Origin of the sequence: Micromonospora sp. NPDC050417 (assembly GCF_044458865.1) — a bacterium.
Taxonomy (GTDB): domain Bacteria; phylum Actinomycetota; class Actinomycetes; order Mycobacteriales; family Micromonosporaceae; genus Micromonospora_G.
In genome coordinates, this window is record NZ_JBITIH010000019.1 from 1 (window position 1) to 24,654 (window position 24,654).

23 protein-coding genes and 1 pseudogene are annotated in these 24,654 nt (G+C 70.0%); 8 read left to right on the top strand and 16 right to left on the bottom strand.

Annotated features, from left to right (window positions below; translation table 11 throughout):
* Window positions 1-453: 453 nt before the first annotated feature.
* On the bottom strand, window positions 454-1,698 hold the full coding sequence (gene tyrS / locus ACIBF5_RS23290; protein ID WP_396815116.1) for a tyrosine--tRNA ligase: 1,245 nt from the start codon (window positions 1,696-1,698) through the stop codon (window positions 454-456).
* A 182-nt stretch (window positions 1,699-1,880) separates the two neighbouring features.
* Between tyrS and ACIBF5_RS23295 the strand changes: the two genes are divergently transcribed.
* The 6 genes from ACIBF5_RS23295 (at window position 1,881) to ACIBF5_RS23320 (ending at window position 7,287) form a co-directional block, all read left to right on the top strand.
* Window positions 1,881-2,294 carry a PaaI family thioesterase gene (locus tag ACIBF5_RS23295; protein ID WP_396814938.1) on the top strand — a complete coding sequence of 138 codons (414 nt, stop codon included), beginning with the start codon at window positions 1,881-1,883 and terminating at the stop codon, window positions 2,292-2,294.
* A gap of 341 nt (window positions 2,295-2,635) precedes the next feature.
* The gene (locus ACIBF5_RS23300) at window positions 2,636-3,562 is read left to right on the top strand and encodes a sulfite exporter TauE/SafE family protein (RefSeq protein ID WP_396814940.1); all 927 of its coding nucleotides are present in this window, start codon (window positions 2,636-2,638) and stop codon (window positions 3,560-3,562) included.
* A gap of 225 nt (window positions 3,563-3,787) precedes the next feature.
* Entirely contained in the window at window positions 3,788-4,753 is a 966-nt protein-coding gene (locus ACIBF5_RS23305; protein WP_396814942.1) for a metal ABC transporter substrate-binding protein, read from the top strand.
* Window positions 4,746-5,528 carry a metal ABC transporter ATP-binding protein gene (locus ACIBF5_RS23310; RefSeq protein ID WP_396814944.1) on the top strand — a complete coding sequence of 261 codons (783 nt, stop codon included), beginning with the start codon at window positions 4,746-4,748 and terminating at the stop codon, window positions 5,526-5,528. Before ACIBF5_RS23305 ends, ACIBF5_RS23310 begins: the two co-directional genes overlap by 8 nt.
* The gene (locus ACIBF5_RS23315; RefSeq protein ID WP_396814946.1) at window positions 5,528-6,430 is read left to right on the top strand and encodes a metal ABC transporter permease; all 903 of its coding nucleotides are present in this window, start codon (window positions 5,528-5,530) and stop codon (window positions 6,428-6,430) included. The genes ACIBF5_RS23310 and ACIBF5_RS23315 overlap by 1 nt, the downstream gene beginning before the upstream one ends.
* Window positions 6,427-7,287: a metal ABC transporter permease gene (locus ACIBF5_RS23320; RefSeq protein ID WP_396814948.1), complete on the top strand. Its 861-nt coding sequence runs from the start codon at window positions 6,427-6,429 to the stop codon at window positions 7,285-7,287. Before ACIBF5_RS23315 ends, ACIBF5_RS23320 begins: the two co-directional genes overlap by 4 nt.
* 23 nt (window positions 7,288-7,310) lie before the next feature.
* On the opposite strand, the gene ACIBF5_RS23325 is transcribed toward ACIBF5_RS23320, so the two are convergent.
* The 7 genes from ACIBF5_RS23325 to ACIBF5_RS23355 all read right to left on the bottom strand — a co-directional run bounded on the left by ACIBF5_RS23325 (window position 7,311) and on the right by ACIBF5_RS23355 (window position 14,945).
* Window positions 7,311-8,330: an ABC transporter permease gene (locus ACIBF5_RS23325; protein WP_396814950.1), complete on the bottom strand. Its 1,020-nt coding sequence runs from the start codon at window positions 8,328-8,330 to the stop codon at window positions 7,311-7,313.
* On the bottom strand, window positions 8,327-9,928 hold the full coding sequence (locus tag ACIBF5_RS23330; protein WP_396814952.1) for a sugar ABC transporter ATP-binding protein: 1,602 nt from the start codon (window positions 9,926-9,928) through the stop codon (window positions 8,327-8,329). The genes ACIBF5_RS23325 and ACIBF5_RS23330 overlap by 4 nt, the downstream gene beginning before the upstream one ends.
* The gene (locus ACIBF5_RS23335) at window positions 9,928-10,980 is read right to left on the bottom strand and encodes a sugar ABC transporter substrate-binding protein (protein ID WP_396814954.1); all 1,053 of its coding nucleotides are present in this window, start codon (window positions 10,978-10,980) and stop codon (window positions 9,928-9,930) included. Before ACIBF5_RS23335 ends, ACIBF5_RS23330 begins: the two co-directional genes overlap by 1 nt.
* Window positions 10,981-11,108: 128 nt before the next feature.
* Complete coding sequence (locus ACIBF5_RS23340) at window positions 11,109-12,419, bottom strand: L-fuconate dehydratase (RefSeq protein ID WP_396814956.1); 1,311 nt, start codon at window positions 12,417-12,419, stop codon at window positions 11,109-11,111.
* On the bottom strand, window positions 12,416-13,270 hold the full coding sequence (locus tag ACIBF5_RS23345; RefSeq protein ID WP_396814958.1) for a fumarylacetoacetate hydrolase family protein: 855 nt from the start codon (window positions 13,268-13,270) through the stop codon (window positions 12,416-12,418). Before ACIBF5_RS23345 ends, ACIBF5_RS23340 begins: the two co-directional genes overlap by 4 nt.
* Window positions 13,271-13,663: 393 nt before the next feature.
* A complete protein-coding gene (locus ACIBF5_RS23350) occupies window positions 13,664-13,858 on the bottom strand; it encodes a hypothetical protein (protein WP_396814960.1) in 195 nt (64 codons plus the stop codon).
* 472 nt (window positions 13,859-14,330) lie between these two features.
* Entirely contained in the window at window positions 14,331-14,945 is a 615-nt protein-coding gene (locus ACIBF5_RS23355) for a DNA-3-methyladenine glycosylase (RefSeq protein WP_396815117.1), read from the bottom strand.
* Window positions 14,946-15,220: 275 nt separating this feature from the next.
* On the opposite strand from ACIBF5_RS23355, the gene ACIBF5_RS23360 reads away from it, so the two are divergent.
* Window positions 15,221-15,406 carry a hypothetical protein gene (locus ACIBF5_RS23360; RefSeq protein ID WP_396814962.1) on the top strand — a complete coding sequence of 62 codons (186 nt, stop codon included), beginning with the start codon at window positions 15,221-15,223 and terminating at the stop codon, window positions 15,404-15,406.
* Window positions 15,406-15,684 carry a hypothetical protein gene (locus ACIBF5_RS23365; RefSeq protein WP_396814964.1) on the top strand — a complete coding sequence of 93 codons (279 nt, stop codon included), beginning with the start codon at window positions 15,406-15,408 and terminating at the stop codon, window positions 15,682-15,684. The genes ACIBF5_RS23360 and ACIBF5_RS23365 overlap by 1 nt, the downstream gene beginning before the upstream one ends.
* Before the next feature lie 97 nt (window positions 15,685-15,781).
* Here the strand turns inward: ACIBF5_RS23365 and argH are convergent, their stop codons facing one another.
* From argH to argC, 8 genes and pseudogenes are all read right to left on the bottom strand, one after another.
* Entirely contained in the window at window positions 15,782-17,245 is a 1,464-nt protein-coding gene (gene argH / locus ACIBF5_RS23370; protein ID WP_396814966.1) for an argininosuccinate lyase, read from the bottom strand.
* 8 nt (window positions 17,246-17,253) lie between these two features.
* Window positions 17,254-18,465 carry an argininosuccinate synthase gene (locus ACIBF5_RS23375; protein WP_396814968.1) on the bottom strand — a complete coding sequence of 404 codons (1,212 nt, stop codon included), beginning with the start codon at window positions 18,463-18,465 and terminating at the stop codon, window positions 17,254-17,256.
* A 103-nt stretch (window positions 18,466-18,568) separates the two neighbouring features.
* Window positions 18,569-19,045 (bottom strand): annotated as a pseudogene (locus ACIBF5_RS23380) (arginine repressor); the annotation flags it as partial.
* A complete protein-coding gene (gene argF, locus ACIBF5_RS23385; RefSeq protein WP_396814970.1) occupies window positions 19,042-20,046 on the bottom strand; it encodes an ornithine carbamoyltransferase in 1,005 nt (334 codons plus the stop codon). The gene argF and the pseudogene ACIBF5_RS23380, both read right to left, overlap by 4 nt.
* Entirely contained in the window at window positions 20,043-21,263 is a 1,221-nt protein-coding gene (locus ACIBF5_RS23390) for an acetylornithine transaminase (protein WP_396814972.1), read from the bottom strand. The genes argF and ACIBF5_RS23390 overlap by 4 nt, the downstream gene beginning before the upstream one ends.
* Window positions 21,260-22,195 carry an acetylglutamate kinase gene (argB, locus tag ACIBF5_RS23395; RefSeq protein WP_396814974.1) on the bottom strand — a complete coding sequence of 312 codons (936 nt, stop codon included), beginning with the start codon at window positions 22,193-22,195 and terminating at the stop codon, window positions 21,260-21,262. Before argB ends, ACIBF5_RS23390 begins: the two co-directional genes overlap by 4 nt.
* The gene (gene argJ, locus ACIBF5_RS23400; protein WP_396814975.1) at window positions 22,192-23,364 is read right to left on the bottom strand and encodes a bifunctional glutamate N-acetyltransferase/amino-acid acetyltransferase ArgJ; all 1,173 of its coding nucleotides are present in this window, start codon (window positions 23,362-23,364) and stop codon (window positions 22,192-22,194) included. The genes argB and argJ overlap by 4 nt, the downstream gene beginning before the upstream one ends.
* A gap of 58 nt (window positions 23,365-23,422) precedes the next feature.
* The gene (gene argC / locus ACIBF5_RS23405; RefSeq protein WP_396814976.1) at window positions 23,423-24,430 is read right to left on the bottom strand and encodes an N-acetyl-gamma-glutamyl-phosphate reductase; all 1,008 of its coding nucleotides are present in this window, start codon (window positions 24,428-24,430) and stop codon (window positions 23,423-23,425) included.
* Window positions 24,431-24,654 lie beyond the last annotated feature (224 nt).

Below are 24,654 nucleotides of genomic sequence, written 5' to 3' on the forward strand. Positions count from 1 at the left end.
TCCCACTTCCATTCACACCCGGCGTTCCCGCCCGGCGCTTTAACTACGCTACCCGGTCGTTTCCGCCGAGTCAAACCGGCGTTTCCCGGTTTGTCCTACTCAATCCCATGGAAAGTCACGGCAGGTGATCTGCCGTAGAAGTTCCTGAGGGATTTGCAGGCCGTCCTGTCTGCGGATTCACCCGCACGTCGTCCGGTTCCCTGCCGACCTGTAACCATACCCGGTCAGACCCGCGACACCAAATCGACCCCACCAGCAGATCGTCCGTGTCGCTCCGCCCGGCCAGTCTCCTCCCGGCGGTTACCCGCCGGAGAGCCTGGAGGTTGTCCCGCAGATCCGGCCTTCCGGTGTTGTTCGCACCGTTTCCGTCCGTTCCCCTGCGGGCAGAGAGAAAGTTACGCGCCCGGCGGATTGATCGTCAAATCCGCCGGGCGCGTTCCGCGTCACACGTGACTAGCCGGCCAGCTCCACACCGGCGAAGGTGCGCTTGCCCCGGCGCAGTACGAGGAATCGGCCGTGGAGCAACGCCTGTGGCGACACCGTGGCGTCCACATCCGACACGCGCTCGTTGTTGACGTACGCGCCACCCTCGGTGATCGCCCGGCGCGCCTCGTTCAAGCTCGCCACTAACCCGGCCTCCTTGAGCAGCACGGCAACCGTCGGCAACTCCGCGAGGCGTACCAGTCCGGCCTCCGTGAGCGCGGCCTCCAGCGTCTGCGGGGCGAGTTCGTCCAACGAACCGCGCCCGAACAGCGCCTGACTCGCCGCAATGGCCTGGCGGGTCTCCTCCTCCCCGTGCACCAGGGTGGTGAGTTCCTCAGCCAGGGCGCGCTGCGCCAACCGGGCCGCCGGTCGCTCTGCCGTGGCGCGCTCCAACTCCTCGATCTCAGCGTGCGAGCGGAAGCTGAAGTACCGCAGGTAGCGGCTGATGTCCCGGTCGTCCGAGTTGATCCAGAACTGGTAGAAGGCGTACGGACTGGTCATCGAGGGGTCGAGCCAGACGGTGCCGCTCTCGCTCTTACCGAACTTCGTACCGTCGGATTTGGTGACCAGCGGGGTGACGAACGCGTGCGCCGGGCCGGCACCGCGGCGCCGGATGTAGTCGACCCCGGCGGTGATGTTGCCCCACTGGTCGGATCCGCCGAACTGCAACTGGCACCCGTACCGCTGGTGCAGCTCGTAGTAGTCGTGCGACTGCAGCAGCTGGTAGCTGAACTCGGTGTAGCTGATCCCGCTCTCCAGCCGTGCGCGCACGACCTCCCGGGCGAGCATCTTGTTGATCGGGAAGTGCTTGCCGACGTCGCGGAGAAATTCGACCACCGACATGGCGCCGGTCCAGTCCAGGTTGTTGACCAGCTGGGCGGCGTTGTCGCCGGTGTAGCTGACAAAGGGGGACAGCTGTTGGCGGATGCGCTCCACCCATCCGGCGACAACCTCTGGCGGATTGAGTGACCGCTCCGCGCTCTCCTTGGGGTCACCGATCTGTCCGGTCGCGCCCCCCACCAGCAGCAATGGCCGGTTTCCGGCCAGTTGCAGCCGGCGCGCGGTGGTGATCTGCATCAGGTTTCCGATGTGCAGGCTCGGCGCGGTCGGATCGAAGCCGACATAGAACGTCACCGGCCCGGCGGCGAACTGCGCCCGCAGTTCCTCCAGCCCGGTGGCGTCCTGGATCAGGCCCCGCCACTGCAGGTCATCCATCAGCGGTCCCGGTCCGGTTGGTCCGGTGGGTGTCTCGCTGCTCTCGGTCACGGTGCTGCTATCGGTCACGGTAGGGATTCTCCCCCATCCCCGCTGGTGGCCCCTACCCGGTTTACCAGGCGGGTAAGGAGTCGGCGGATGATCACCACCGCGGGCGACAGCCCGGTCGAGGAGGAGCAGCCGTGGAACTACCTGAACTGACCGGTGGTTTCACGGGTCTGCTGGGACTGCGGCTGGACGAGGCAACCGCCGAGCGCGTGGTGATCAGGTGGGACTGCCGACCAGAGCTGCACCAGCCGTACGGAATCCAGCACGGCGGGGTCTACAGCTCGGTGGTCGAGTCAGCCGGGAGCATCGGTGGTGCCCTCTGGTGGGGCGACCGGGGTCAGGTGGTCGGGGTCTCGAACCAGACCGACTTCCTGCGCGCGGTGCGCGACGGTGAACTGACCGCGGTGGCGACCCCGGTGCACCAGGGCCGCAGCCAGCAGCTCTGGCAGGTCGTCATCACCGACGCCGACGACCGGCTGGTCGCCCGTGGTCAGGTGCGGCTGCAGAATCTGAACACCACGCCGCCGGCCGGCACGTCCGCCCGGTAGCCGCCGGCTCCCCCCGCCGCCAGCTCGACCTCCGGGTACGCCCTGCGCGTCCCGTTCCCCCTCCCGCTACGCGACCCGCGCACGGCCGGGGATGGTTGCCGCCTTCTGTCCCGCGCCCTGTCGAGGGCTGTCCGGGCGAGCCGCCTCCGGCCGAGCGGCTCCGCGCCCGCGGCCTGTCGACCGAGGGTGGCTCTCCACCCGGGTGAGAACTCTTGACCCCACCATCCGAGTAGCGCACAATCCCTATCACTTAAGTAGGGAACAGCACCGCCTCGTCTCCTGCCCTCACGCCGAACCCCCACGTACCAACGCCGGCGACTGATTCAGGGAAAGGAACCACCGTGCGCAAACTCCTCCTCCTCGCCTTGGTGGGCCTCGGTGCCCAGTTGGTGGATGGCAGCCTCGGCATGGCCTACGGCGTCACCTCCACCACGCTGCTACTGGCCATCGGCACCAACCCGGCCGCCGCGTCCGCCACCGTGCACCTGGCCGAAATCGGCACCACGCTCGCCTCCGGCGCCTCGCACTGGAAGTTCGGCAACGTCGACTGGAAGGTCGTAGCCAAGATCGGTATACCGGGCGCCATCGGCGCGTTCGCCGGGGCAACCTTTCTCTCCGGTCTCTCCACCGAGGTCGCCGCGCCGGTGATGGCGCTCATCCTGCTCGCGCTCGGCATCTACATCCTGGTCCGCTTCACCGCCTTCGGTATCCCCCGCGACCGCCTCGGCCTGCCGCTGCGCAAGCGCTTCCTCGGCCCGCTCGGCCTGGTCGCCGGTTTTGTCGACGCCACCGGTGGCGGCGGCTGGGGCCCGGTCGGCACCCCGGCGATCCTCGCCAGTGGTCGGATGGAGCCGCGCAAGGTGATCGGTTCGATCGACACCAGCGAGTTCCTGGTCGCCATCGCGGCCAGCCTCGGCTTCCTCATCGGCATCGGCAGCGAGAACATCGACTTCGCCTGGGTGGCCGCACTGCTGATCGGCGGCGTCATCGCCGCGCCGATCGCCGCCTGGCTGGTCCGGCACATCCCGCCACGGATCCTCGGCTCCGCGGTCGGCGGGGTCATCATCCTGACCAACAGCCGCTCGCTGCTGCGCAGCGACTGGATCGACGCCTCGGACAGCGTCCGGTACGCCGTCTACGCCGTCATCTACCTGATCTGGGCGGCGGCACTCGCGTACTCGATCAAGCAGTACCGGGCCAACCGCGACGCGGAGCGGATCGAGGCGGACACCACCGAGCAGCACCGGTCGGCGGCGACGCCGGTCTGACCGGGGGCCACCCGCTCCGATCGGAGCGGGTGGAGACGTACCCACGGCGACGCCGCGAGGATCACTCCTCGCGGCGTCGCCGTCTGCGTGCCGGACCACCGCCATTTCCTTCCCGGCCGGCGTCCGCTCGTCGAATGACACATGCTCTCGTGCTAATGACTCCATTAGACGATAGGAAATGAGGAGGGCTAGCGTCTCCGGAGTTCAATTACGAAGGAGGCATTGTTGAGAGCGTCAGCATCCTGGGCGGTACGGGCGGCAGTCGCGCTCGCGACCGTATACGCCGTATCCGCGTGCGGCTCCACGGAAACCGGAAACAGCGACGGTACGGCCGGATCGTCCGCGAATGGCGGGCAGTTGCCGGTGGTGGCGACGACACCGGAGGTGGCGGACTTCGTCCGGAACGTCGGCGGGAGCGGGGTACGGGTGACCCAGCTCATCAAGCCCAACGTCGACCCGCACGAGTACGAGCCCACCCCCGCCGACATCCAGGCCATCAGCACCGCGTCGCTGGTGGTCAAGAACGGTGTCGGGCTGGAGAAGTGGCTGGACCAGACGATCACCTCGGCCGGTTTCAAGGGCGCTGTCGTCGACACCAGCCAGGGTGTGAACCTGCGCAAGGGTGATCCCGACGACGAGGAGATGGCCGCGGGCGACCCGCATATCTGGCACGATCCGCGCAACGCCAAAATCATGGCCGAGAATATAGAGAAGGCTCTCGTCTCCGCCGATTCCGCACACGCGGCGGCGTACCAGAAGAATTACCAGGACTACGCGGCGAAACTTGACGCACTCGATGCGGAGAACGTCAGGAAGTTCGCTGCCCTTCCGGCCGGTCAGCGCAAACTGGTGACCAATCACGACGCGTTCGGGTACTACGTCGACCGCTATCAACTGGAGTTCGTCGGGTCGGTCATCCCGAGCATGGACACCTCGGCGGAACTCTCCGCGTCCCAGCTCACCGACCTGGTCGCGAAGATCAAGGCAACCGGCACCAAGGCGATCTTCAGCGAGAGTTCGCTGCCGCCGAAGAGCGCCGAGACGATCGCCCAGCAGGCCGGGGTGATGGTGATCGGTGGCGAGGACGCGCTGTACGGCGACAGTCTCGGCACCGAGGGGACGCCGCAGGGCACGTACATCGGCGCGGAGGAGCACAACACCGACACGATCGTGGAAGCCCTGGGTGGCTGAGGCATCCGCCCCGGCACCGGCCGCCGACGCTGCCCTGCGCTTCTCGCGGGCCAGCGTCGGCTACGCCGGTCGGACCGTGTTGCACGGCGTGGACCTGCGGGTCGAACCGGGCCAGGCGCTGGCGCTGGTCGGGCCGAACGGCGCCGGCAAGTCGACGCTGATCAAGGCCGTTCTCGGCATGGCGCAACTGCTCGACGGATCGCTGACGATCCTGGGGCGCCCGCCGGCCGGCTCGCGCGGGCTGGCCGCGTACGTCCCGCAGGTCGACAGCCTCGACGCCGACTTCCCGGTCGCCGCCGGACAGGTGGTGCTGATGGGGCGCTACCGGCACAGCGGCTGGCTCCGGCCCCCGGGCCGGACCGACCGGCGGATCGCCGCCGAGGCGCTGGCCCGGGTCGGACTGGCCGACCGCGCGCGGGACCGGTTCGGGCTCCTCTCCGGTGGTCAGCGGCAACGCGTACTGCTGGCCCGGGCGATCGCGGCGCAGCCTCGGCTGCTGCTGCTCGACGAACCCTTCAACGGCCTCGACGCACCGAGCCAGGAGGAGATCGTGCGGGTGCTGGCGGAGCTGCGGTCCGAGGGCACCGCGCTGGTGGTCAGCACCCACGACCTGAGCATCGCCCGGGACCTCTGCGACACCGTCTGCCTACTCAACGGTCGCCAGTACGCGTTCGGTCCGGCCGAGCGGACACTCTCCCCCGCGCTGCTGCGTCAGACGTACGGCAGTCAGGCGGTCGAGTTGCCCGGCGGCGGCACCGTGCTGGTCGAGCCCTGATGGGCGGTCTGCTGATCGACCCGTTCGCGCCGCCGTTCATGGCCCGGGCGCTGGCGGAGTTGGCGCTGCTGGCCCTGATGTGCGGACCGGTCAGTGTCCTGGTCTTCGTCCGACGGCTCTCCTTCGTCGCCGACGCGCTCACCCACACCGTCTTCCCGGGGGTGGTCGTCGGCTACCTCGCTGGCGGGGTCGAGGGCATCTTCGGTGGTGCGCTCGTCGCCGGCCTGGTCACCGCGGTCGCGCTGAGCCTGCTCACCCGGCACGGGCGGCTGAGCGAGGATGCTGCCATCGCGGTCATGCTGACCGCGATGTTCTCCATCGGCGTGATCCTGGTCTCCCGGCGTTCCTCGTACACCGCCGACCTGACCTCCTTCCTCTTCGGCCGAGTGCTCACCGTCAGCGAACCTCAGTTGTTACAGACCGGCCTGCTGGCGATCGTCGTGCTGGGCGTACTCGCGGTCAGCGCCCGGATGTTCGTGTTCCGCGCCTTCGACCCGGTCGGGGCCACCGCCGCCGGCTACCGGATCGGCTGGCTCGACGCCTGGCTCAACGTCGTCGTCGCCCTGGTCGTGGTCGCCGCGGTCCGCGCCGTCGGCACCGTACTGGTGGTCGCCCTGCTGCTGGTGCCGGCGGCGACCGCACGTCTGCTCACCGACCGGTTGTCGGTGATGGCGGTGATCGGAACCGGTGTCACCCTGGTCGCGGGCTACCTTGGCCTGCTCGCCAGTTGGACCGCCTCGGTCGACTTCGGCCTGCGGCTCACCTCCGCATCGGCGGTGGTGCTGGCACTGGTGGCGGCCTATCTGCTGGCGCTGCCGGTTGGCGCGCTGCGCGCCGCGCGGGCCCGACGCCGGACGGCGCGGCTCCCCCATCCGACACCCGCCGAGGGGAGGCGGCGATGAGCTGGTGGGACGACGTCTTCCACCGGGCCCTGGTGGCGGCGGTGCTGGTCGGCATGCTGGCCGCGCTGGTCGGCGTGCAGGTGGTGCTGCGCCGGCTTTCCTTCTTCACGATGGCGATGAGTCACGCGACCTTCCCGGGTGTGGTCGCGGCCAGCATCATCGGGATCAACATCTACCTCGGTGGGGCGCTCGCCGGCCTGCTCGTGGCGATCGCGGTGGCGGCGCTGACCCGGGTCCGTGGGCAGGACGCGGCGGCGGCGACCGGTGTCATCCTCTCCGCCGGCTTCGCCCTCGGCGTCGGGCTGGTCGCCACCCAGAACGGATTCAGCCGGGACCTCTCGTCCTTCCTGGTCGGTTCGATCCTGACGGTGTCCACCGGGGACCTGGTGGTGATCGCCGCCGTGCTCGGTCTGGTCGGACTGGTCTCGACCCTCGGGGCGCGGCAGTTGCTCTTCGTCGGCTTCGACCGGGTCGGCGCCCACGCCGCCGGATACCGTCCCGGACTGGTCGACCTGGTGCTGCTGGTCGGAATCGAGTTGGTGATCGTGGCGGTGGTTCCGGTCGTCGGCACCATCCTGACGCTGGCCCTGGTGGTCGCGCCGGCCGCCGCCGGGCGGGCGTGGTCGGACCGGATCGGAGTGATCACCGCGCTGGCGATGTTCTTCGGCGCGGTCAGTGGTGTCGCCGGCCTGCTCGTGTCGAGCGCGTACGACGTGGCCGCGGGAGCGAGCATCACGCTGGTGGCAACCGCGATCCTGCTGCTCTCCCTGGTCGGCGGGGGCTGGCTGCGGCCGGTGCTGCGCCGGCTCCGTACGGGGGCGTCGGCCGGGCCGGCGGCCACGGACCCGTACCGGTGACGGGAACCGCGGCCGCCGGTCGTTCAGTCCTGTGCCTTGCCGGTGGTGAGCCGGGCCAGTAGCAACGCGACCAGGATGATCAGACCGTAGATGGCCTGGATCCACTGCGCGGAGACACCGGCGAGGGTCAGAATGTTGTTGATCAGGCCGAGCACGATCACGCCGCACAGGGCACCGAAGAGGGTGCCCTTGCCACCGTCCATGCTCACCCCGCCGATCACCGCCGCCGCGAAGACGGTGAAGATCATGCCCTGTCCCTGGGCCGCGGCGACCGAGCCGAGCCGACCGGTCATCAACAGACCGGCCAGGGCGGCGAGCACACCAGCGATCATGAACACGATGAACACCACCCGGTCGGTACGGATACCGGCCGCCCGCGCGGCGTCGGCGTTGCCACCGATGGCGTAGATCGACCTTCCCTGGCGGAAGAAGCCGAGTACGGCGATGCCGACGGCGAAAAGCACACCGCAGAGCCAGATCGACGCCGGCAGGCCCAGCCAGAGCGCGTTGCCGAGGTAGAGCACCGAGGGCGGCAGTTCGAACAGGTTCTGCCCGCCGGTGATGCCGATCTGCAGACCACGCAGGACGATCAGCATGCCGAGTGTCACGATGAACGCGGAAAGCCCGAGCCGCAGGATCAGCATCCCGTTGAAGGCGCCCACCAGTAGCCCGATCAGCAGGCAGATCGGGATGGCCAGGGTGGTCGGCCAGTCCGTACCGAGGCCGTTGCTGGCGGCCGGGATGACCAGCGCGACGGCGAGCGCCGGCGCCAGGCCGACAGTCGACTCCAGCGAGAGGTCGAACTTGCCGCCGATCAGGATGATCGCCTCGGCGAGGACGAGCAGCGACAACTCGGTCTGCTGCTGCAACACGTTGGTGATGTTGGCGGTGCTCAGGAAGACCGGGTCGACCAGCGCCCCGACCAGGATCAGCACCAGGATCGCGGGTACCAGTGCGAGGTCGCGCAGGCGGGCCAGGCGCAACCGGCGTCCGGCGACCACCGGCGGCGCCCCGGTGGTGGTGATGGTGGTGGTTCCGGTCATTGTTCGGCTCCTTCCGGGGCCGCCGACTCCCGTGCGGCCACTCCCTCCACAGCGGCGACGACGTCCGCGTCCGCCCAGCCGGGTGCGAGCTCCCGCGTCACCTGACCGTGGAACATCACCAGGACCCGGTCGCAGCCCCGCAGGTCGTCGAGTTCGTCGGAGATCATCAGCACCGCCGTGCCGGCGTCGGCCGCGTCGCGTACCGCGCCGAGCAGTGACTCCTTGGACCGCACGTCCACCCCTGCGGTCGGATTGATCAGCACCAGCACGCGGGGATCGGTGGAAAGCGCCCGCGCCAGCACCACCTTCTGGGCATTACCACCGGAGAGGCTGTTCACCGGCGCGTCGGGGCCCGGTGCCAGGATGTCGTACCGTTCGATCATCTGGCTGGCGGCGGCGTCGCGGCGCCTCGGCACGATCACCCCGGCCGGACCGAACCGGTCGGAGATCGGCAGGGTGGCGTTCTCCGCGATGGAGAGCAGCGGGATCAGCCCCTCGCGGTGCCGATCCTGGGGGACCGTGCCGATCCCGGCGGCGAGCGCGCCGGGCACGCTGCCCGGCGGTACGACCCGGTCGCCGACCCGGACGGTGCCCGCGTCCGCCCGGCGCAGCCCGCTGATGCTCTCGGCGAGCGACACCTTGCCGCTGCTGCCGGAGCCGGTCACGCCGACCAGCTCGCCGGCACGTACCGCGAGGGTGACGTCGTGGAAGGCGTCGGCCAGCCGCAACCCGTCGGTACGCAGCACCACCGGCGCGTCCGCCGGCGGCGGCGGCGGCGGCCGTTCGTTGCCGGTGGTGAGGCCGACCGCCTCACCGGTCATCGCCTCGACGAGTTCCCCTCGGGGCAGTTCGGCGACCGGGCGGGTGAGCACCCAGCGGGCGTCGCGCAGCACGGTCACCGTGTCACAGACCTGGTAGACCTCCTGCAGGTGGTGCGAGATGAAAAGGAGCGTCACCCCGGCCGAGGCGAGGCCGCGCAGCCGTTCGAAGAGCCGCTCGATGGCGATCCCGTCCAGTTGGGCGGTCGGTTCGTCGAGGACGATGAACCGGGCACCGGTGGAGAGCGCCCGGGCGATCTCCACCAGTTGCCGCTCTTCGACGTTCAGGTCCCCGGCGAGCCCGCCCGGGTCGACCGCGAGGCCGAACTCCTCCAGCAGGTCACCGGCGCGGCGGCGGAGTTTGCGCCACGAGATCGGCCCACGTTCGGTCTGCCGGTTGAGGAAGAGGTTCTCGGCCACGCTCAGCGTCGGGATGATGGTGGACTTCTGGTAGACGCAGGCCACCCGGCGGCGCCAGCCGTTCCGGTCGCCGAGTGGCGGTGCCGGCTCACCACCGAAGCGGACCTCGCCACTGTCCGGACGTTGCAGCCCGGTCAGGATCGACACCAGGGTGGACTTGCCGGCACCGTTGCGCCCGACCAGGGCGTGGGTCTCCCCGGTGACGATGGAGATACCGACCTCGGCGAGCGCCGTGGTGGCGCCGAAGCGTTTACTGACGCCGGTCGCCTCGACGGCGATGCCGGGCGCCGCGCCCGTGCCCGGGGCGGAAGCGGCCCCGGGCACGGTCTGCGCACTGAACGGATCGGTGGGTGAGGACATCACTTCTTGACCTGGTTGCCCCACAGCCCGGCGTCGTCGACGTTGGCCGCGGTGACCAGCGGCGCCGGAAGCTGGTCCTCAAGCTGGCCGTTGCCCACGTCGACGATGGTGCTGTCGTGGTCGGTCGGGCCCGGGGCGAAGGTCTTGCCCTCGACCGCGGCCTTGGCGTAGAAGAGCGCGTACTTGGCGTAGAGGTCGGCCGGCTGCGAGACGGTGGCGTCGATCTCGCCCTTGCGGATCGCCTCGAACTCCTGCGGGATGCCGTCATTGGAGACGATGAAAATGTGCTTGGGGTCGCTCGGCGGCACCAGCAGGTTCTTCGACCGCAGCAGTTGCAGGGTCGGGGCGAGGAAGACCCCGCCGGCCTGCATGTAGACGCCCTTGATGTCGGGGTGCTGGGCGAGCCGGGTCTGCAGTGCGGCGGAGGCCTTCGCGCCCTCCCACTCGGTCGGCTCCTCGAAGATGGTGATCTGCGGGAACTTGGCCTTCATGCACTCGGCGAACGCCTCCGAACGGTCCCGGCCGTTGACCGAGGCGAGCGAGCCCTGGAATTCGATCACCTTGCCGGTGCCGCCGAGCTTCTCGCCGAGGAACTCGCACGCCTTCTGCCCGTACGCCCGATTGTCCGCGCGGACCACCATGAAGACCTTGCCCTTGTCGGGGCGGGTGTCGACCGACACCACCGGGATCTTCTTCTGTTCGAGTTGGGTGAGCGTGGTGGCGATCGCGCCGGTGTCCTGTGGCGCCATCACGATCGCCTTGGCACCCTGGCTGGTCAGCGCCTGCGCGTTCGCCACCAACTTGGCGATGTCGTTCTGCGAGTTGGTCGGGGCCATCAGGTTGATGCCCTCCTCCTGCGCGAACTGCGGCACGTACTTCGCGTAGGAGTTCCAGAAGTCGGAGTCCGCTCGGGGCAGGTCGACCGCGATCGGCGGCTTGTCGCCGCCCGCGCCGCCGGACGAGCCGGTGCCGGAGTCGCCGCAGCCGGAGGCGGTCAGGGCAAAGGTGACGACCAACGCCGCGGTGACCGCGGCGCGCCTGGTCAGTTCCATGGTGATCCTCACTGTCGGGACGGAAACGCGGGTGGGGATGCGCTGGTCTTACCGTGGTGACAGGGTGCTTACCGTGGTGACAGGTGTCGCATTTTGATCAACTCAGGGATGGGTCTGGTCGGAGCCGCTCATGACGGCTCCGTACGCCACACCGGACCGTCCGGATAGCGGTGGTCGGCGAGACTTTCCGGTCGCATGGTGGAGCTGAAGCCGGCGGTGGTCGGAGCGAGGTAACGGCCGTCTTGCACGCGTACCGGATCGGCGAAGTGTTCGTGCAGGTGGTCGACGTACTCGATGATCCGGTTCTCCATGGTCCCGGAGACCGCCACATAGTCGAACATCGACAGATGTTGTACCAGTTCGCAGAGGCCCACGCCGCCCGCGTGTGGACAGACCGGGATGCCGAACTTCGCCGCGAGCAACAGGATCGCGATGTTCTCGTTGACCCCGGCCACCCGGGCCGCGTCGAGCTGCACGAACGCGACCGCGTCGAGCTGGAGCAACTGCTTGAACATCACCCGGTTCTGCACGTGCTCACCGGTCGCCACCGGGATCGGCGCGATCCGTCGGGCGATCGCCGCGTGCCCGAGTACGTCATCCGGACTGGTCGGTTCCTCGACCCACCAGGGTGAGAACTCCGCGAGCGCGCGCACCCAGGTCACCGCGGCATCGACGTCCCAGCGCTGGTTGGCGTCGACCGCGATCCGGATCTCCGGTCCGCAGGTCTGGCGGGCGATCCGCATCCGCCGGATGTCGTCTTCGAGGTCGGCACCGACCTTGAGCTTGATCTGGGTGAACCCGTCGTCGATCGCCTCGCGGCAGAGCCGGCGCAGCTTGTCGTCGTCGTACCCGAGCCAGCCGGGCGAGGTGGTGTAGGCGGGGTAGCCCTCGGCCAGCAGCCGGGCGACTCGTTCGTCGCGCCCCTGTGCCCCGGCGCGCAGGATGACCAGCGCCTCCTCCGGGGTGAGCGCGTCGGTCAGGTAGCGGAAGTCGACCAGGGCGACGAGGTCTTCCGGCGTCATCGAGGCGAGCAGTTGCCAGAGCGGCATGCCGGCGCGCTTCGCCTTGAGGTCCCAGAGCGCGTTCACCACGGCGGAGATCGCCATGTGCATGACGCCCTTCTCCGGGCCGAGCCAGCGCAGTTGCGAGTCGTGCACCAGCTCGCGCCAGAGCCCACCGAGGTCGTCCAGCACATCCTTGACCAGGCGACCGACCAGGTACGGGCGGAGCGCGGCGATTGCCGCCTCCTGCACCTCGTTGCCCCGGCCGATGGTGAAGGCGAAGCCGTGGCCCTCGTGGTCGTCCGGTGCGTCGGTGCGCAGCACGACGTACGCGGCCGAGTAGTCGGGGTCCGGGTTCATCGCGTCCGAGCCGTCCAGCTCGCGCGAGGTGGGAAACCGGATGTCGTACGTGTCCAGGGCGACGAATCGGCTGCTCACCACGCGACCCCCACTCGTTGCCGCTGGCGACCGAGTCCGTCGATCTCCAGTTCGACCACGTCACCCGGGCGCAGGTACGGCTTCGGGTCCGGCATCCCCAGCGCGACCCCGGCCGGGGTGCCGGTGTTGACGATGTCGCCCGGGTAGAGCGTCATGAACTGGCTGACGTACCGGATGATCTCCGGCACATCAAAGATCATGTCCTTCGTGTTGCCGTTCTGCCGCAGCGTGCCGTTGACCCAGAGGCGCAACCCCAACTGCCCCGGGTCGGGGATCTCGTCCGCGGTGACCAGCCACGGCCCGAACGGGTTGAAGGTCTCGCAGGACTTGCCCTTGTCCCACTGGCCGCCACGTTCCAGCTGGAACGCGCGCTCGGAGACGTCGTGCGAGATGGCGTAGCCGGCCACGCACTCCATCGCCTGCTCGGCCGAGGAGAGGTACCGGGCGGTCTTGCCGATCACCACGGCCAGCTCGACCTCCCAGTCGGTCTTCTCGCCGCCATGCGGCACCAGCACCTCGTCGCAGGCGCCGACGATGGTGTCGGGCGCCTTGAGGAAGAGGACCGGTTCGGTGGGTGGAGTGGCGCCGGTCTCCCGGGCATGGTCGTGGTAGTTCAGCCCGACGCAGACGATCTTTCCGGGGCGGTGCAGCGGTGGGCCGAGCCGCAGCCCGCGCCCGCGCAGCGGCGGCTGCCGCAGTTCGAGCAGCCCGCGTACGTGATTGATACCGCCGGCAGCGAGAAAGTCGCCGTCGAAATCCGTGACTGAACCGGAGAGGTCGAGGATCGTGCCGTCATCGACGAGCACGGCGGGGCGTTCGCCGCCGGGTGGACCGACCCGTAACAGCTTCACGGCAAGCGTTCCTTTACCTCGTTGACATCTCCCCGCGTCATACATCGGATGTCTATCAGTCCATCGACACGCGCACAAGCCCGTCTATGTGCCGATTAGACCCTCCAAGCGCGCTCCACACCGGATTGTGCAAACCGGGGAATGCCCGTACGTCCTATCTTGACCAAGCCATACATCCAATGTTAACTACGCGTGACGACACTGTCGGGATCGATCAAGTCGCGTCTGCGCGGCACGGGACGCCGACCCGGTCAGCGCCGCAGGTGGAAGGGGCCACGCAACCGAATCGACGCCGGTCGGCGACGGATGTGCAGCGTCAGCAGGCCGGCACCCGGGATGCCGGACCGCTACCCGCCGAAGCGGTCCGGCCCCTCCAGCAGGAGCGGCCGAACCCTATTGGCCGGATGGCCGTGGCTCGGCTGACCGATGGGCGGCCAGCATCACGGCGATCCGGGGTAGCGCGGTGCCGATCGGTTCGCGGACGACCTCCACCGCGAGCGCGTCGTACGGCGTCGGATCCCGGCTCACGATCGCCAGCCGCGCACCCGAGTCGACCGCCAGCGCGCAGTGCGAGGCGACCGGCTCCACCGGCCGACGGCACGCCGGTAATCTCCCGCAGGTCCAGGATCAGGGCGGATTCCGCCGAGCTGACGTACGGCGCCGACTGCCCCCGAGCGCTCGCCGCCGGGTACCAGAGCGACACCATCAGCTCGCGCCGTTCGTGACCCGACCAGGGATCGGCACGATTCGGGTCAACGAGGTGCAGCGTGCTCCGCCCCACCGGGTGGAGACCCGTCGGCACCGGCAGCGCCAGCTCGCCCGCGTCCGCCCAGGTCACCGAGGGGTCCATGCCACCATCGCCGCCGCCACGGCCAGGGCCGGACCCCACCCGGGGCAGCTTCCCCGGCGTACATCCCGCTCGTCCATGGTTCCTCCGTCCGTCGGCCCGCCGCGCCGCATCGCGACGGCACCCCCAGCCTCGACGGCCCGCGCCATCCCACACAACGGCCGATCGCCCACGCGGACGACGCGGCGGGGTCGCGAGGCGGATCCCGGCGGTTCACACCTTCCGCGGAGTGTGACGGCGGTAGACGCTCACCGTCGGGTCCCCGTGCAACCAGAACCGCCAGGGCCGGTCGTGGGCGCTGGTGACTCCCACCCTCGGGCCGGCCACCACCGCCGTCGGTGGCACCGGATCGGCGGGCGGCGTCAGCCGTACCGGGCCGTCGCCGAGCAGGAACAGTCCGTAGGCGGCCCGGTCCACCCCGAGCGCCGCGCAGAGCCGCGCCGGCCCACGGGCCAGATCCAGATCCCGGCGTACGGCCGTCCGCCGGCTCCGTGCCAGGTCGAGCCCGTCGACCACCTCGCCCGCCCGGAGGAGTACGGCCGACGCCTCCCCCTCCTGCCCGGTCACCACATTCATGCACCAGTACATGCCGTAGGTGAAGTAGACGTAGGCGTACCCGGCCGGACCGAACATCACCGAGTTACGTGGCGTACGTCCCCGGTGCGCGTGCGACGCGGGGTCGCCGGCCGTTCCGGCGTACGCCTCGACCTCGGTCAGACGGACCGTGACACCGCCGGCGGTGAGCCGGCAGTTGAGCAGGCCGCGCGCCGCGGGCAACAGTGGTCCGGCGAGCATCGTCGGCAGGTCGACCCCGGTCCCCTCGCCCATTCCCACGCTGTCGGTCACCCGGTCAGCACAGCACAGCCGAAGTCTGTCGCACTCGCCGGCCCTGGGGCGGTGAGGCGGTGCGTGGCCGCGGCATCGGCGGTGGTCGAGTCTGCTTCGGGGCGCCGACGTGAGCGAATGGAGATGATTCATGACGAGAAAGACTCACTCGCCCGGTAACCCGTGACGAAGTCTTGCAGCTCACGCGGGGTTACCACGAGAGTTACCTTTTGTCGCCAACACCTCGGGCGTCGCCACCGCGCCGCTCGCTTCGGTCGATGGACGGAGGACTTGTCGTGGTCGTCACCGTGACAGCGATCAGCGGCATGACGGTGGGTTTCATCGCCGGTCTGTACGCCTACCGGGTGTCCCGCCGCTGGTGCGCCGCCTGTGGCAGCAGTCTGAGCTGCCCCGCCTGCTCCACGCTCGGCGTACGACGCAATGCCGCAGGTCGGCGGTTCTGATGGGAACGACCTCACCACCGCCACCGCCGCACGTACCCGCCGGCACTGTCCTGGAGCTGTCGAAGGAGGACTGGCGCTACGGCGGCTTCACCCTGTTCCTCCGGGTCGAGTCGGTACGAGACGACCTGTCCAGCTACTACGACGACGAGTGGGTGTGGGTCAGCGGGCAGCAACTCGCCCGCGACGGCACGCCGCTCGGACAACTCGACGCGCTGGTACGGGTCGCCGCGCTGCCCCCCGCAGACGATCCCGCCACGCTCGGGGAGCAGTTCGACTGAGGCGACCTCGTCCCGCCGCAGCCCGCACTCTCCCCTCGGGCCGGCCCGAGTCGACCGGTCCGAGGGGGAAGTGCGGGCGCGGGTTGGCGCAGCTACCTCAGCGCGGCACTACCTGCTCGGCCGCCCAATTTCGCCAGCTTTCGAGCTGGTCGGTAGCGGCGGCGAGCTGGTCGGCGACCGGGCCGGGGCCGGTGGAGCCGGGGGTGGTCCGGGCAGCCAGTGCCGAACGGACCGAAAGCACCGTACGGACGTCGGGATCGAGGTGTTCGCTCACCGTCGCGAGATCGGCGTCGGAAACCTCGTCCAGTGCGCACTCCCGGGCGACGCAGAGAGCGACCAGCCGGCCGGTCACCTCGTGCGCGTCACGGAACGGCACGCCCTTGCGCACCAGCCAGTCGGCGACCTCGGTGGCGAGTGAGTATCCGACCGGGGCGGCAGCGGCGATCCGGTCCACCCGGACCGTCATGGTGGAGATCATGCCGGCCAGCGCGGGCAGCAGCAGTTGCAGGGTGTCCACCGCGTCGAACGCCGGTTCCTTGTCCTCCTGCATGTCCCGGTCGTACGTCAGCGGAAGGCCCTTGAGCATGGTCAGCACCGCGACCAGGCCACCCACCAACCGACCGGACTTGCCTCGCGCCAGCTCGGCGATGTCCGCGTTCTTCTTCTGCGGCATGATCGACGAGCCGGTGGCGAAGGAGTCGTCCAGCTCCACCCAACCGAACTCCTGCGAGGTCCAGAGCACCACCTCCTCGCCGAGTCGGGACAGGTGCACGCCAACCAGCGACGTCACGAAGAGGAACTCGGCGACGAAGTCCCGGTCGGCGACCGCGTCCATGGAGTTCGCGAACGAGGACCGGAAACCGAGTTCCTTCGCGACCGCGACCGGGTCCAGGGGCAGGCCGGAGCCGGCGAGCGCACCGGCCCCGAGCGGGCTGACCGCGGTCCGGTGGTCCCAGTCGCGCAGCCGCTCCAGGTCTCGCAACAGCGGCTGGACATGTGCCAGCAGCCAGTGCCCGAAGGAGACCGGCTGGGCGTGCTGCACATGGGTCATGCCCGGTGCGGGGGTGTCCAGGTGCCGTCCGGCCTGTTCCGCGAGGGCGTCGGCCAGCTCGACCAGCCGGGCGGCCACGCCCCGGGCGTGGTCGCGCAGGTAGAGCCGCAGATCGGTGGCGACCTGGTCGTTGCGGGAACGCCCCGCGCGTAGCTTGCCGCCGAGGCCGCCGAGCCGCTCCAGCAGACCACGCTCCAAGGCGGTGTGCACGTCCTCGTCGTCCACGGTGGGCCGGAACGCCCCGGAGGCGCAGGCCGCCTCCAGGTCGTCCAGGGCCGCGAGGATCTGTCCGAGCTCGTCCGGGTTGAGCAGACCAGCCCCGGCCAGCACCCGGGCGTGTGCCCGGGAGCCGGCCAGGTCGTACGGAGCGAGACGCCAGTCGAACTGGACACTGACCGACAGTCGCGCCAGGGCCTCGGCGGGGCCGCCGGCGAATCGGCCGCCCCACAGGCTCGTACGGTTGGTGCCGGCGCTGTTCTCGGTCAGACCCTTGTCGTCCACGCCCGCCATTTTGAACGTCACTGCTGCGCGCCGCCCAACCGGGTGTCACGGGCGGTGGCCAGGCGGCTGGGCAGGCCCCAGAGCTGCACGAAGCCCTTGGCCAGCGACTGGTCGAAGGTGTCGCCGGTGTCGTAGGTCGCCATGCCGAAGTCGTAGAGGCTGGCGTCGGAGCGCCGGCCGGTGACCACCGCGCGACCGCCGTGCAGGGTGAGCCGCACCTCGCCGGAGACGTGCTGCTGAGTGTCGTCGATGAAGGCGTCGAGCGACCGCTTCAACGGCGAGAACCAGAGGCCGTCGTAGACCAGCTCGGCCCAACGCTGGTCGACACCCTTCTTGAACCGGGCCACGTCCCGTTCGACGGTGACGTTCTCAAGTTCCTGGTGGGCGACGATCAGGGCGATGGCGCCCGGCGCCTCGTAGACCTCGCGGCTCTTGATGCCGACAAGCCGGTCCTCGACCATGTCGAGGCGACCGACACCCTGCGCGCCCGCACGCCGGTTCAGCTCCAGGATCGCCTGGTACGGGGTGACCGTCTCGCCGTCGATGGCGACCGGGATCCCGGCCTCGAAGGTGATCACCACCTCGTCCGGGTCGCGCGGCTCGGCCGGGTTGGCGGTGTAGGAGTAGACGTCCTCGATCGGCGCGTTCCAGATGTCCTCAAGGAAACCGGTCTCCACCGCGCGGCCCCAGAGGTTCTGGTCGATCGAGTACGGCGACTTGTGCGTGACGTCGATCGGCAGCCCCTTCTCCTCGGCGTACGCGATCGCCTTGTCCCGGGTCCAGGCGAAGTCCCGGGCCGGCGCGAGCACCTTCAGGTCGGGCGCGAGCGCGCCGATGCCGACCTCGAACCGGACCTGGTCGTTGCCCTTGCCGGTGCAGCCGTGCGACACGATGGTGCCGCCGTACTTCTTGGCCGCCGCCACCAGGTGCCGGACGATCAGGGGCCGGGAGAGCGCCGAGACCAACGGGTAGCGGTCCATGTAGAGCGCGTTGGCACGCAGTGCCGGCAGGCAGAAGTCGGCGGCGAACTCCTCGCGGCCGTCGACCACCTCGGACTCGACCGCACCGCAGTCCAGAGCCCGCTGGCGGATCGCGTTCATGTCCTCGCCGCCCTGGCCCACGTCGATCGCCACGGCGATCACCTCGGCACCGGTCTGCTCGGCCAGGTAGGGAATGGCAACCGAGGTGTCCAGTCCCCCGGAGTACGCCAGTACCACGCGTTCAGTCATGGTGTCCTGCTCCTCTCAACATTGATGAATCCACGACCCACGTCGGCTGCTGGCCTTCGCCCGGCCGGTTCTGATCGAGTATCGGTAGCCCGGGCTGGCTCACGGCCCACCCGGAAAGCTGCTCCCCCAGCGCCGCGCCGCCGTCGGGCGTACGGGCGACGACCAGGATCGTGTCGTCGCCGGCGATGGTGCCGACGACCTCCGGCAGGCCCGCCCGGTCCAGCGCGCTGGCCAGGTAGTGCGCCGCGCCGGGCGGCGTACGCAGGACGGTGATGTTGCCGCTGGAGTCGACTCCGGTGAGCAGTTCGCGCAGCAGTCGGATCAGTCGTGCGGGCGCCTGCTCGGCGTCGCGCAACGGTCGCTTGCCGTCTTCGGGGATCAGGTAGACGGCGGGACCGTCACCGCCGCGCACCTTGACCGCACCCAACTCGTCCAGATCTCGGGAGAGGGTGGCCTGGGTGACCTGCACACCGTCGGTGGCGAGCAGTTCGGCCAGTTCGGTCTGGGAGCGGATCGGCTGCTCGCGGATCAGCTCCACGATGCGCGCGTGCCGGGCGGTCCGGGTCAACGGGCTGGTCATGACGTCAGTGTCCCGGAGGGTGTGATCGTCGCTTCCGCCGTCATGTGCCCCGACACGCCGGTGCCTCCGGGTGTCGTCGTCGACGCCTCCACCAGCCAGGAAAGCAGCGCCTTCTGCGCGTGCAGGCGGTTTTCGGCCTGGTCGAAGACCGCGCTCTGCGGGCCGTCGAGAACCTCGTCGGTGATTTCCTCGCCCCGGTGCGCCGGCAGGCAGTGCAGCACGATCGCGTCGGGCGCTGCCACGGCGAGCAGTGACTTGTTGACCTGGTACGGCCAGAACGGGGTGAGCCGGTCCCGGCCGTCGCCCTCCTGTCCCATGGACGTCCAGGTGTCGGTGGCGAGCACGTCCGCCCCGTCGGCCGCCTCCCGGGGATCGCGCAACACCTGTACGGAGCCGCCGGTCCAGGCCGCGATCTCGGCGGCCCGGCCCACCACCGCTGGCGTCGGGTCGTAGCCGGGCGGACCGGCGACGCGTACGTGCATGCCGGCGACGGCACCGGCGAGCAGGTACGAGTGGGACATGTTGTTGGCCGCGTCGCCGACGTAGGCCAGGGTCCGGCCGGCGGTTCCGCCGCACCGCTCCCGGATGGTGAGCAGGTCGGCCAGGAGCTGACACGGGTGGAAGCCGTCGGTGAGGGCGTTGACCACCGGCACGGTGGCTCCGGAGGCGAGTTCGGCCAGTCGGGCGTCTCCGTGGGTTCGCAGCACGATCGCGCTGACGTAGCGGGAAAGGACCTGGCCGGCGTCGGCGAGCGACTCGCCGCGACCGAAATGGGTCGCCTGGGTATCCACGATGATCGGGTGTCCGCCGAGTTCCGCGATGCCCACGTCGAAGGAGATCCGGGTCCGCAGGCTCGGCTTGTCGAAGAGCACCGCGACGGCTCGGGGGCCGGCCAGTGGACGGGCGGCGAAGCGGTCGGCCTTCATCCGGGCGGCCAGGTCGAGCACCTCGGACTGCTCCGCCGGGGAGAGGTCGTCGTCGCGCTGGAAGTGACGGATCACGGGGTCACCGCCGCTTCGGGCGCCGCGTCGGCCGCTGATCCGGCGGGCGCCGGGGTGGCGGCGTCGAGCGCGGCTGGCAGCGCGGCGACGAACGCGTCCGCCTGTTCGGCGGTCAGGATCAGCGGCGGAGCGAGCCGCAACGCGTGGGGTTGCACCGGGTTGACCAGGAATCCGGCGTCGCGCAGGAGGCCGGCGACCGCCGGCGCCGCCGGGGCCGTCAGCACCACACCGAGCAACAGGCCAGCGCCACGAACCTCGGCGACCAGGGGGTGTCCGAGCGCCTCCACGCCACGCCGGATCCGCTCACCGATCCGCTTGACGTGGTCCAGCAGACCTTCGCTGGCAATGGTGGAGACGACCGCGAGCGCCGCCGCACAGCTGATCGGGTTGCCTCCGAAGGTGGTGCCGTGCAGACCCGGTGTGAACAGTTCGGCAGCCGGGCCGAAGGCCAGGCAGGCGCCGATCGGCAGACCACCGCCGAGACCCTTGGCGAGGGTGACGACGTCCGGCTCGACGCCCTCGGCCTGGTGGGCGAACCAGTGTCCGGTCCGTCCGATCCCGGTCTGAATCTCGTCCAGCACCAGCAGTGCGCCATGCTCGGCGGTGATTCGCCGCGCCGCGGTGAGGTAACCGGCCGGGGGAACGACAACACCGTTCTCGCCCTGGATCGGTTCGAGGATCACCATCGCGGTGGCGTCGGTGACGGCCGCCTCCAGCGCCGCCACGTCGCCGTACGGAACGTGGGTGACGTCACCGGGCAACGGCCGGAACGGGTCCGCCTTGCTCGGCTGCCCGGTCAACGCGAGCGCGCCCATGGTCCGACCGTGGAAACCACCGACGGTGGAGACGACGTGGGTGCGTCCGGTAAGCCGGGAGAGTTTGAAGACCGCCTCGTTCGCCTCGGTGCCGGAGTTGGCGAAGAAGACTCGCCCCTGCCGACCCGCCAACGCGAGCAGCAACTCGGCGAGCGCCACCGGAGGCTCGGCGACGAACAGGTTGGAGACGTGTCCGAGCGTGGCGACCTGCTTCGAGACCGCTGCGACCACGGCCGGGTGGGCGTGGCCGAGCGCGTTGACGGCTATCCCGCCGAGCAGGTCGACATACTCTCGGCCGTTCTCGTCCACCACGACAGCGCCGCTACCGCGGACCAGCGCCACCGGCGGCAGCGCGTAGTTGTCCATCATGGTCTGCGACCAGCGGTCGACCAGCGATGTCATGACGAGATCACCATGGTTCCGAATCCTTCCGAGGTGAAGACTTCCAGCAGGGTCGAATGCGCGACCCGGCCGTCGACCACGTGTGCCGCCGGGACGCCGCCGCGCACCGCACGCAGGCACGCCTCCATCTTCGGCACCATCCCGGATTCGAGGCTGGGCAGGAGTTCGGCCAGTTCGTCGGCGGTCAGCGCGGAGATGAGGCTGGAGGTGTCCGGCCAGTTCGCGTAGAGACCGGGCACGTCGGTGAGGACGACCAGCTTGCGTGCCTCCAGAGCGACGGCGAGCGCGGCGGCGGCGGTGTCGGCGTTGAGGTTGTGCAGCACACCGTCGACGTCCGGCGCGACGGTCGAGATGACCGGGATCCGGCCGGCGGCGAGGATGTCGGTGAGCGCGTCGATGTTGACCGTCGCGACGTCGCCGACCTGGCCGATGTCGACCGCCTCGCCGTCGACGTACGCCGGGCGCCGGACGGCCGTGAAGAGCCGGGCGTCCTCACCGGAGAGACCGACCGCGTACGGCCCGTGCTCGTTGATCAGCCCGACCAGTCCACGTCCGACCTGGCCGACGAGCACCATCCGCACCACGTCCATCGCCTCGGGTGTGGTGACCCGGAGCCCTCCCTTGAACTCGCTGACGATGCCGAGCCGGCTCAGCATCGACGAGATCTGCGGGCCGCCGCCGTGTACGACGACCGGGCGCAGCCCGGCGTAACGCAGGAACACCATGTCGGCGGCGAAGGTCCGTTGAAGTTCGGGGTCGATCATCGCGTTGCCGCCGTACTTGACCACGACAGTGGCACCCGAGAAACGGGCCAGCCAGGGCAGCGCCTCGATCAGCGCCGACGCCTTCTGCTGTGCCTGGCTCAGGTCGCGGGAGAGCGGGCTGCCGTTTGTCGACCCGCCGTTGCCGCGCGCGGGCGTGTGCACCGTCATGACGAGTAGGCCGAGTTCTCGTGCACGTAGGCGTGCGAGAGGTCGTTGGTCCAGACGGTGGCCGCCTCGGTGCCGGCGTTCAACCGGACCTCGATGGTCACGTCACGGCCACCGAGGTCGACCTTGGTCCGGTCTTCGGCTGCGGCGCCGGAACGGCACACCCACACCCCATTGACCGCCACGTCGAGTTGGTCGGGCTCGAACGCCGCCGTGGTGGTGCCCACGGCCGCGAGGATCCGACCCCAGTTGGCGTCATTGCCGAACAGTGCCGTCTTGACCAGGTTGTTCCGGGCCACCGACCGCCCGACCTCGACCGCGTCGTCCTCGCTTGCCGCCGCCGTGACGTCGATCGCGATCTGCTTGGTGGCGCCCTCCGCGTCGGCCAGCAACTGCTGGGCCAGGTCGTGGCAGGCGGCGGTCACCGCGGCGGTGAGTTCCGCCTGGGTCGGTTCGATCCCCGAGGCACCGCTGGCCAGCAGCAACACGGTGTCGTTGGTCGACATGCAGCCGTCGGAATCGATCCGGTCGAAGGTGACCCGGCAGGCGGCGCGGAGCGCGGTGTCGAGTGCCTCCGATCCGGCGACGGCGTCGGTGGTGAGCACGCAGAGCATGGTCGCCAGGGCGGGGGCCAGCATGCCCGCTCCCTTGGCCATCCCGCCGACCGTCCAGCCGGTGCCGGGGGCGACGGTCGTCTTCGGCCGGGTGTCGGTCGTCATGATCGCCTCGGCGGCGGCCAGGCCGGCGTCGCGGGCGAGCCCGCGCACCGCGGCCCGCACGCCGGGCAGCAGCTTCTCCATCGGCAGCCGCTCGCCGATCAGTCCGGTCGAGCAGACCGCCACCTCGCCGGCGCCCAGGATCAACCTGGCGTTCGAACCCGTCAGACTGGCCGCGGTCTGCTCGGCGGTGGCATGGGTGTCCTGGAAGCCGAGCGCGCCGGTGCACGCGTTGGCGCCACCGGAGTTCAGCACCACCGCTCGGACCACGCCGCCGCGGACGACCTGCTCGGTCCAGAGCACCGGCGCGGCCTTGACCCGGTTGGCGGTGAAGACCCCGGCGGCGGTGGCGTCCGGGCCGTCGTTGACGACGAGGGCGACATCGGCCAGGCCACTCTTCTTGAGACCGGCGGCGACACCGGCCGCCCGGAACCCCCGCGGTGCGGTGACGCTCATGATTCGCGCTCCTGGATCAGCTGCGGCGTGAGGCCGTCGGGATGGGTGTTCGTCTCGGTCACGGTGCCACTCCGTGGATCGGCACCCCTGTGGTCTCCGGCAGACCGAGCATCAGGTTGGCGCACTGCACTGCCTGGCCGGCGGCGCCCTTGCCGAGGTTGTCGATGGCGCTCACCACGATCACGCGGCCCGAGTCGACGTCGACTGTCGCCTGCAGGTGGCAGGAGTTGGAGCCGTAGGTGGCCGCGGTGTGCGGAAAGATCCCCTCGGGCAGGACATGGACGAACGGGGAATCCGCGTAGGCGTCGGCGAGCACCGAGCGGGGATCCGACGCACCGGCGCCGAGCGGCAACGCGGTGACGGTGGCCAGGATGCCGCGTGGCATCGGTGCCAGGACCGGGGTGAAGGAGAGGCTGGTCGCGCCGGTTGCCTGCTTGATCTCGGGCACGTGCTGGTGGGCGCCGACCTTGTACGGCGTCAGGTCGCCCATCACCTCGCTGCCGAGCAGGTTCACCTTCGCGGCCCGGCCCGCACCGGAGGTGCCCGAGGCGGCGACCACCACCACGTCCTGGGCGGAGACCGCTCCGGCCGCGATCAGCGGGGCGAGGGCGAGGATCGTGCTGACGGCGTAGCAGCCGGTGGCGGCGACCCGGTTCGCGGCGGCGATCGCCGCCCGCTGGCCGGGGAGTTCTGGCAGGCCGTAGGTCCATGCGCCGGCGTGGCTGCCGCCGTAGTAGCGGTGCCAGGCGGCGCTGTCGCGCAGCCGGTGGTCGGCGCCGAGGTCGACCACCTTGACAGTCTCGGGAAGGGCCGCCGCGAGCGCCGCCGACTGTCCGTGCGGCAGTGCGAGGAAGACCAGGTCCGCGTCGGCCAGCGACGCCGCCTCGGTCTGGCCGAGCGTCAGGTCCAGGCCGACCAGGTGCGGATGCACGGCCGACACCGGCGCGCCGGCCTGGCTGTGCGCGGTGGCGCTGACCAGATCGAGCTCCGGATGTCCGGCGATCAGGCGCAACAGCTCGCCACCGGCGTAACCACTGGCGCCAGCGACCGCTACTCGGATACCCATGCCCACCTCCGCATTTCTATGCGGACAAGGTATCAGGACACGCTCCGGACCGCAATAGCATACGGCTCCCTGAATGATCACTCATCGTCGCGGCGCGCTGGCTACCCGAGAGCGAGCCCAGGGACAGCCCGGTACACCAGCGAAAGCAGCCGGAAGGTCACCGAGGGAACGAGAAGATCACCGAGGAACGACCGGAAACGCCACCGGGGCCGGTCTGACGACCG

Excerpts from the sequence above, each read along its gene's own strand:
- ACIBF5_RS23320 (WP_396814948.1), top strand. The coding sequence starts at position 6,427 with ATGAGCTGGTGGGACGACGTCTTCCACCGGGCCCTGGTGGCGGCGGTG.
- ACIBF5_RS23330 (WP_396814952.1), bottom strand. The coding sequence starts at position 9,928 with ATGTCCTCACCCACCGATCCGTTCAGTGCGCAGACCGTGCCCGGGGCC.
- ACIBF5_RS23335 (WP_396814954.1), bottom strand. The coding sequence starts at position 10,980 with ATGGAACTGACCAGGCGCGCCGCGGTCACCGCGGCGTTGGTCGTCACC.
- ACIBF5_RS23360 (WP_396814962.1), top strand. The coding sequence starts at position 15,221 with ATGGACGGAGGACTTGTCGTGGTCGTCACCGTGACAGCGATCAGCGGC.
- argC (WP_396814976.1), bottom strand. The coding sequence starts at position 24,430 with ATGGGTATCCGAGTAGCGGTCGCTGGCGCCAGTGGTTACGCCGGTGGC.
- ACIBF5_RS23355 (WP_396815117.1), bottom strand. The coding sequence starts at position 14,945 with ATGGGCGAGGGGACCGGGGTCGACCTGCCGACGATGCTCGCCGGACCA.
- ACIBF5_RS23375 (WP_396814968.1), bottom strand. The coding sequence starts at position 18,465 with ATGACTGAACGCGTGGTACTGGCGTACTCCGGGGGACTGGACACCTCG.
- argH (WP_396814966.1), bottom strand. The coding sequence starts at position 17,245 with ATGGCGGGCGTGGACGACAAGGGTCTGACCGAGAACAGCGCCGGCACC.
- ACIBF5_RS23315 (WP_396814946.1), top strand. The coding sequence starts at position 5,528 with ATGGGCGGTCTGCTGATCGACCCGTTCGCGCCGCCGTTCATGGCCCGG.
- ACIBF5_RS23365 (WP_396814964.1), top strand. The coding sequence starts at position 15,406 with ATGGGAACGACCTCACCACCGCCACCGCCGCACGTACCCGCCGGCACT.
- argJ (WP_396814975.1), bottom strand. The coding sequence starts at position 23,364 with ATGAGCGTCACCGCACCGCGGGGGTTCCGGGCGGCCGGTGTCGCCGCC.
- ACIBF5_RS23325 (WP_396814950.1), bottom strand. The coding sequence starts at position 8,330 with ATGACCGGAACCACCACCATCACCACCACCGGGGCGCCGCCGGTGGTC.
- tyrS (WP_396815116.1), bottom strand. The coding sequence starts at position 1,698 with ATGGATGACCTGCAGTGGCGGGGCCTGATCCAGGACGCCACCGGGCTG.
- ACIBF5_RS23390 (WP_396814972.1), bottom strand. The coding sequence starts at position 21,263 with ATGACATCGCTGGTCGACCGCTGGTCGCAGACCATGATGGACAACTAC.
- argB (WP_396814974.1), bottom strand. The coding sequence starts at position 22,195 with ATGACGGTGCACACGCCCGCGCGCGGCAACGGCGGGTCGACAAACGGC.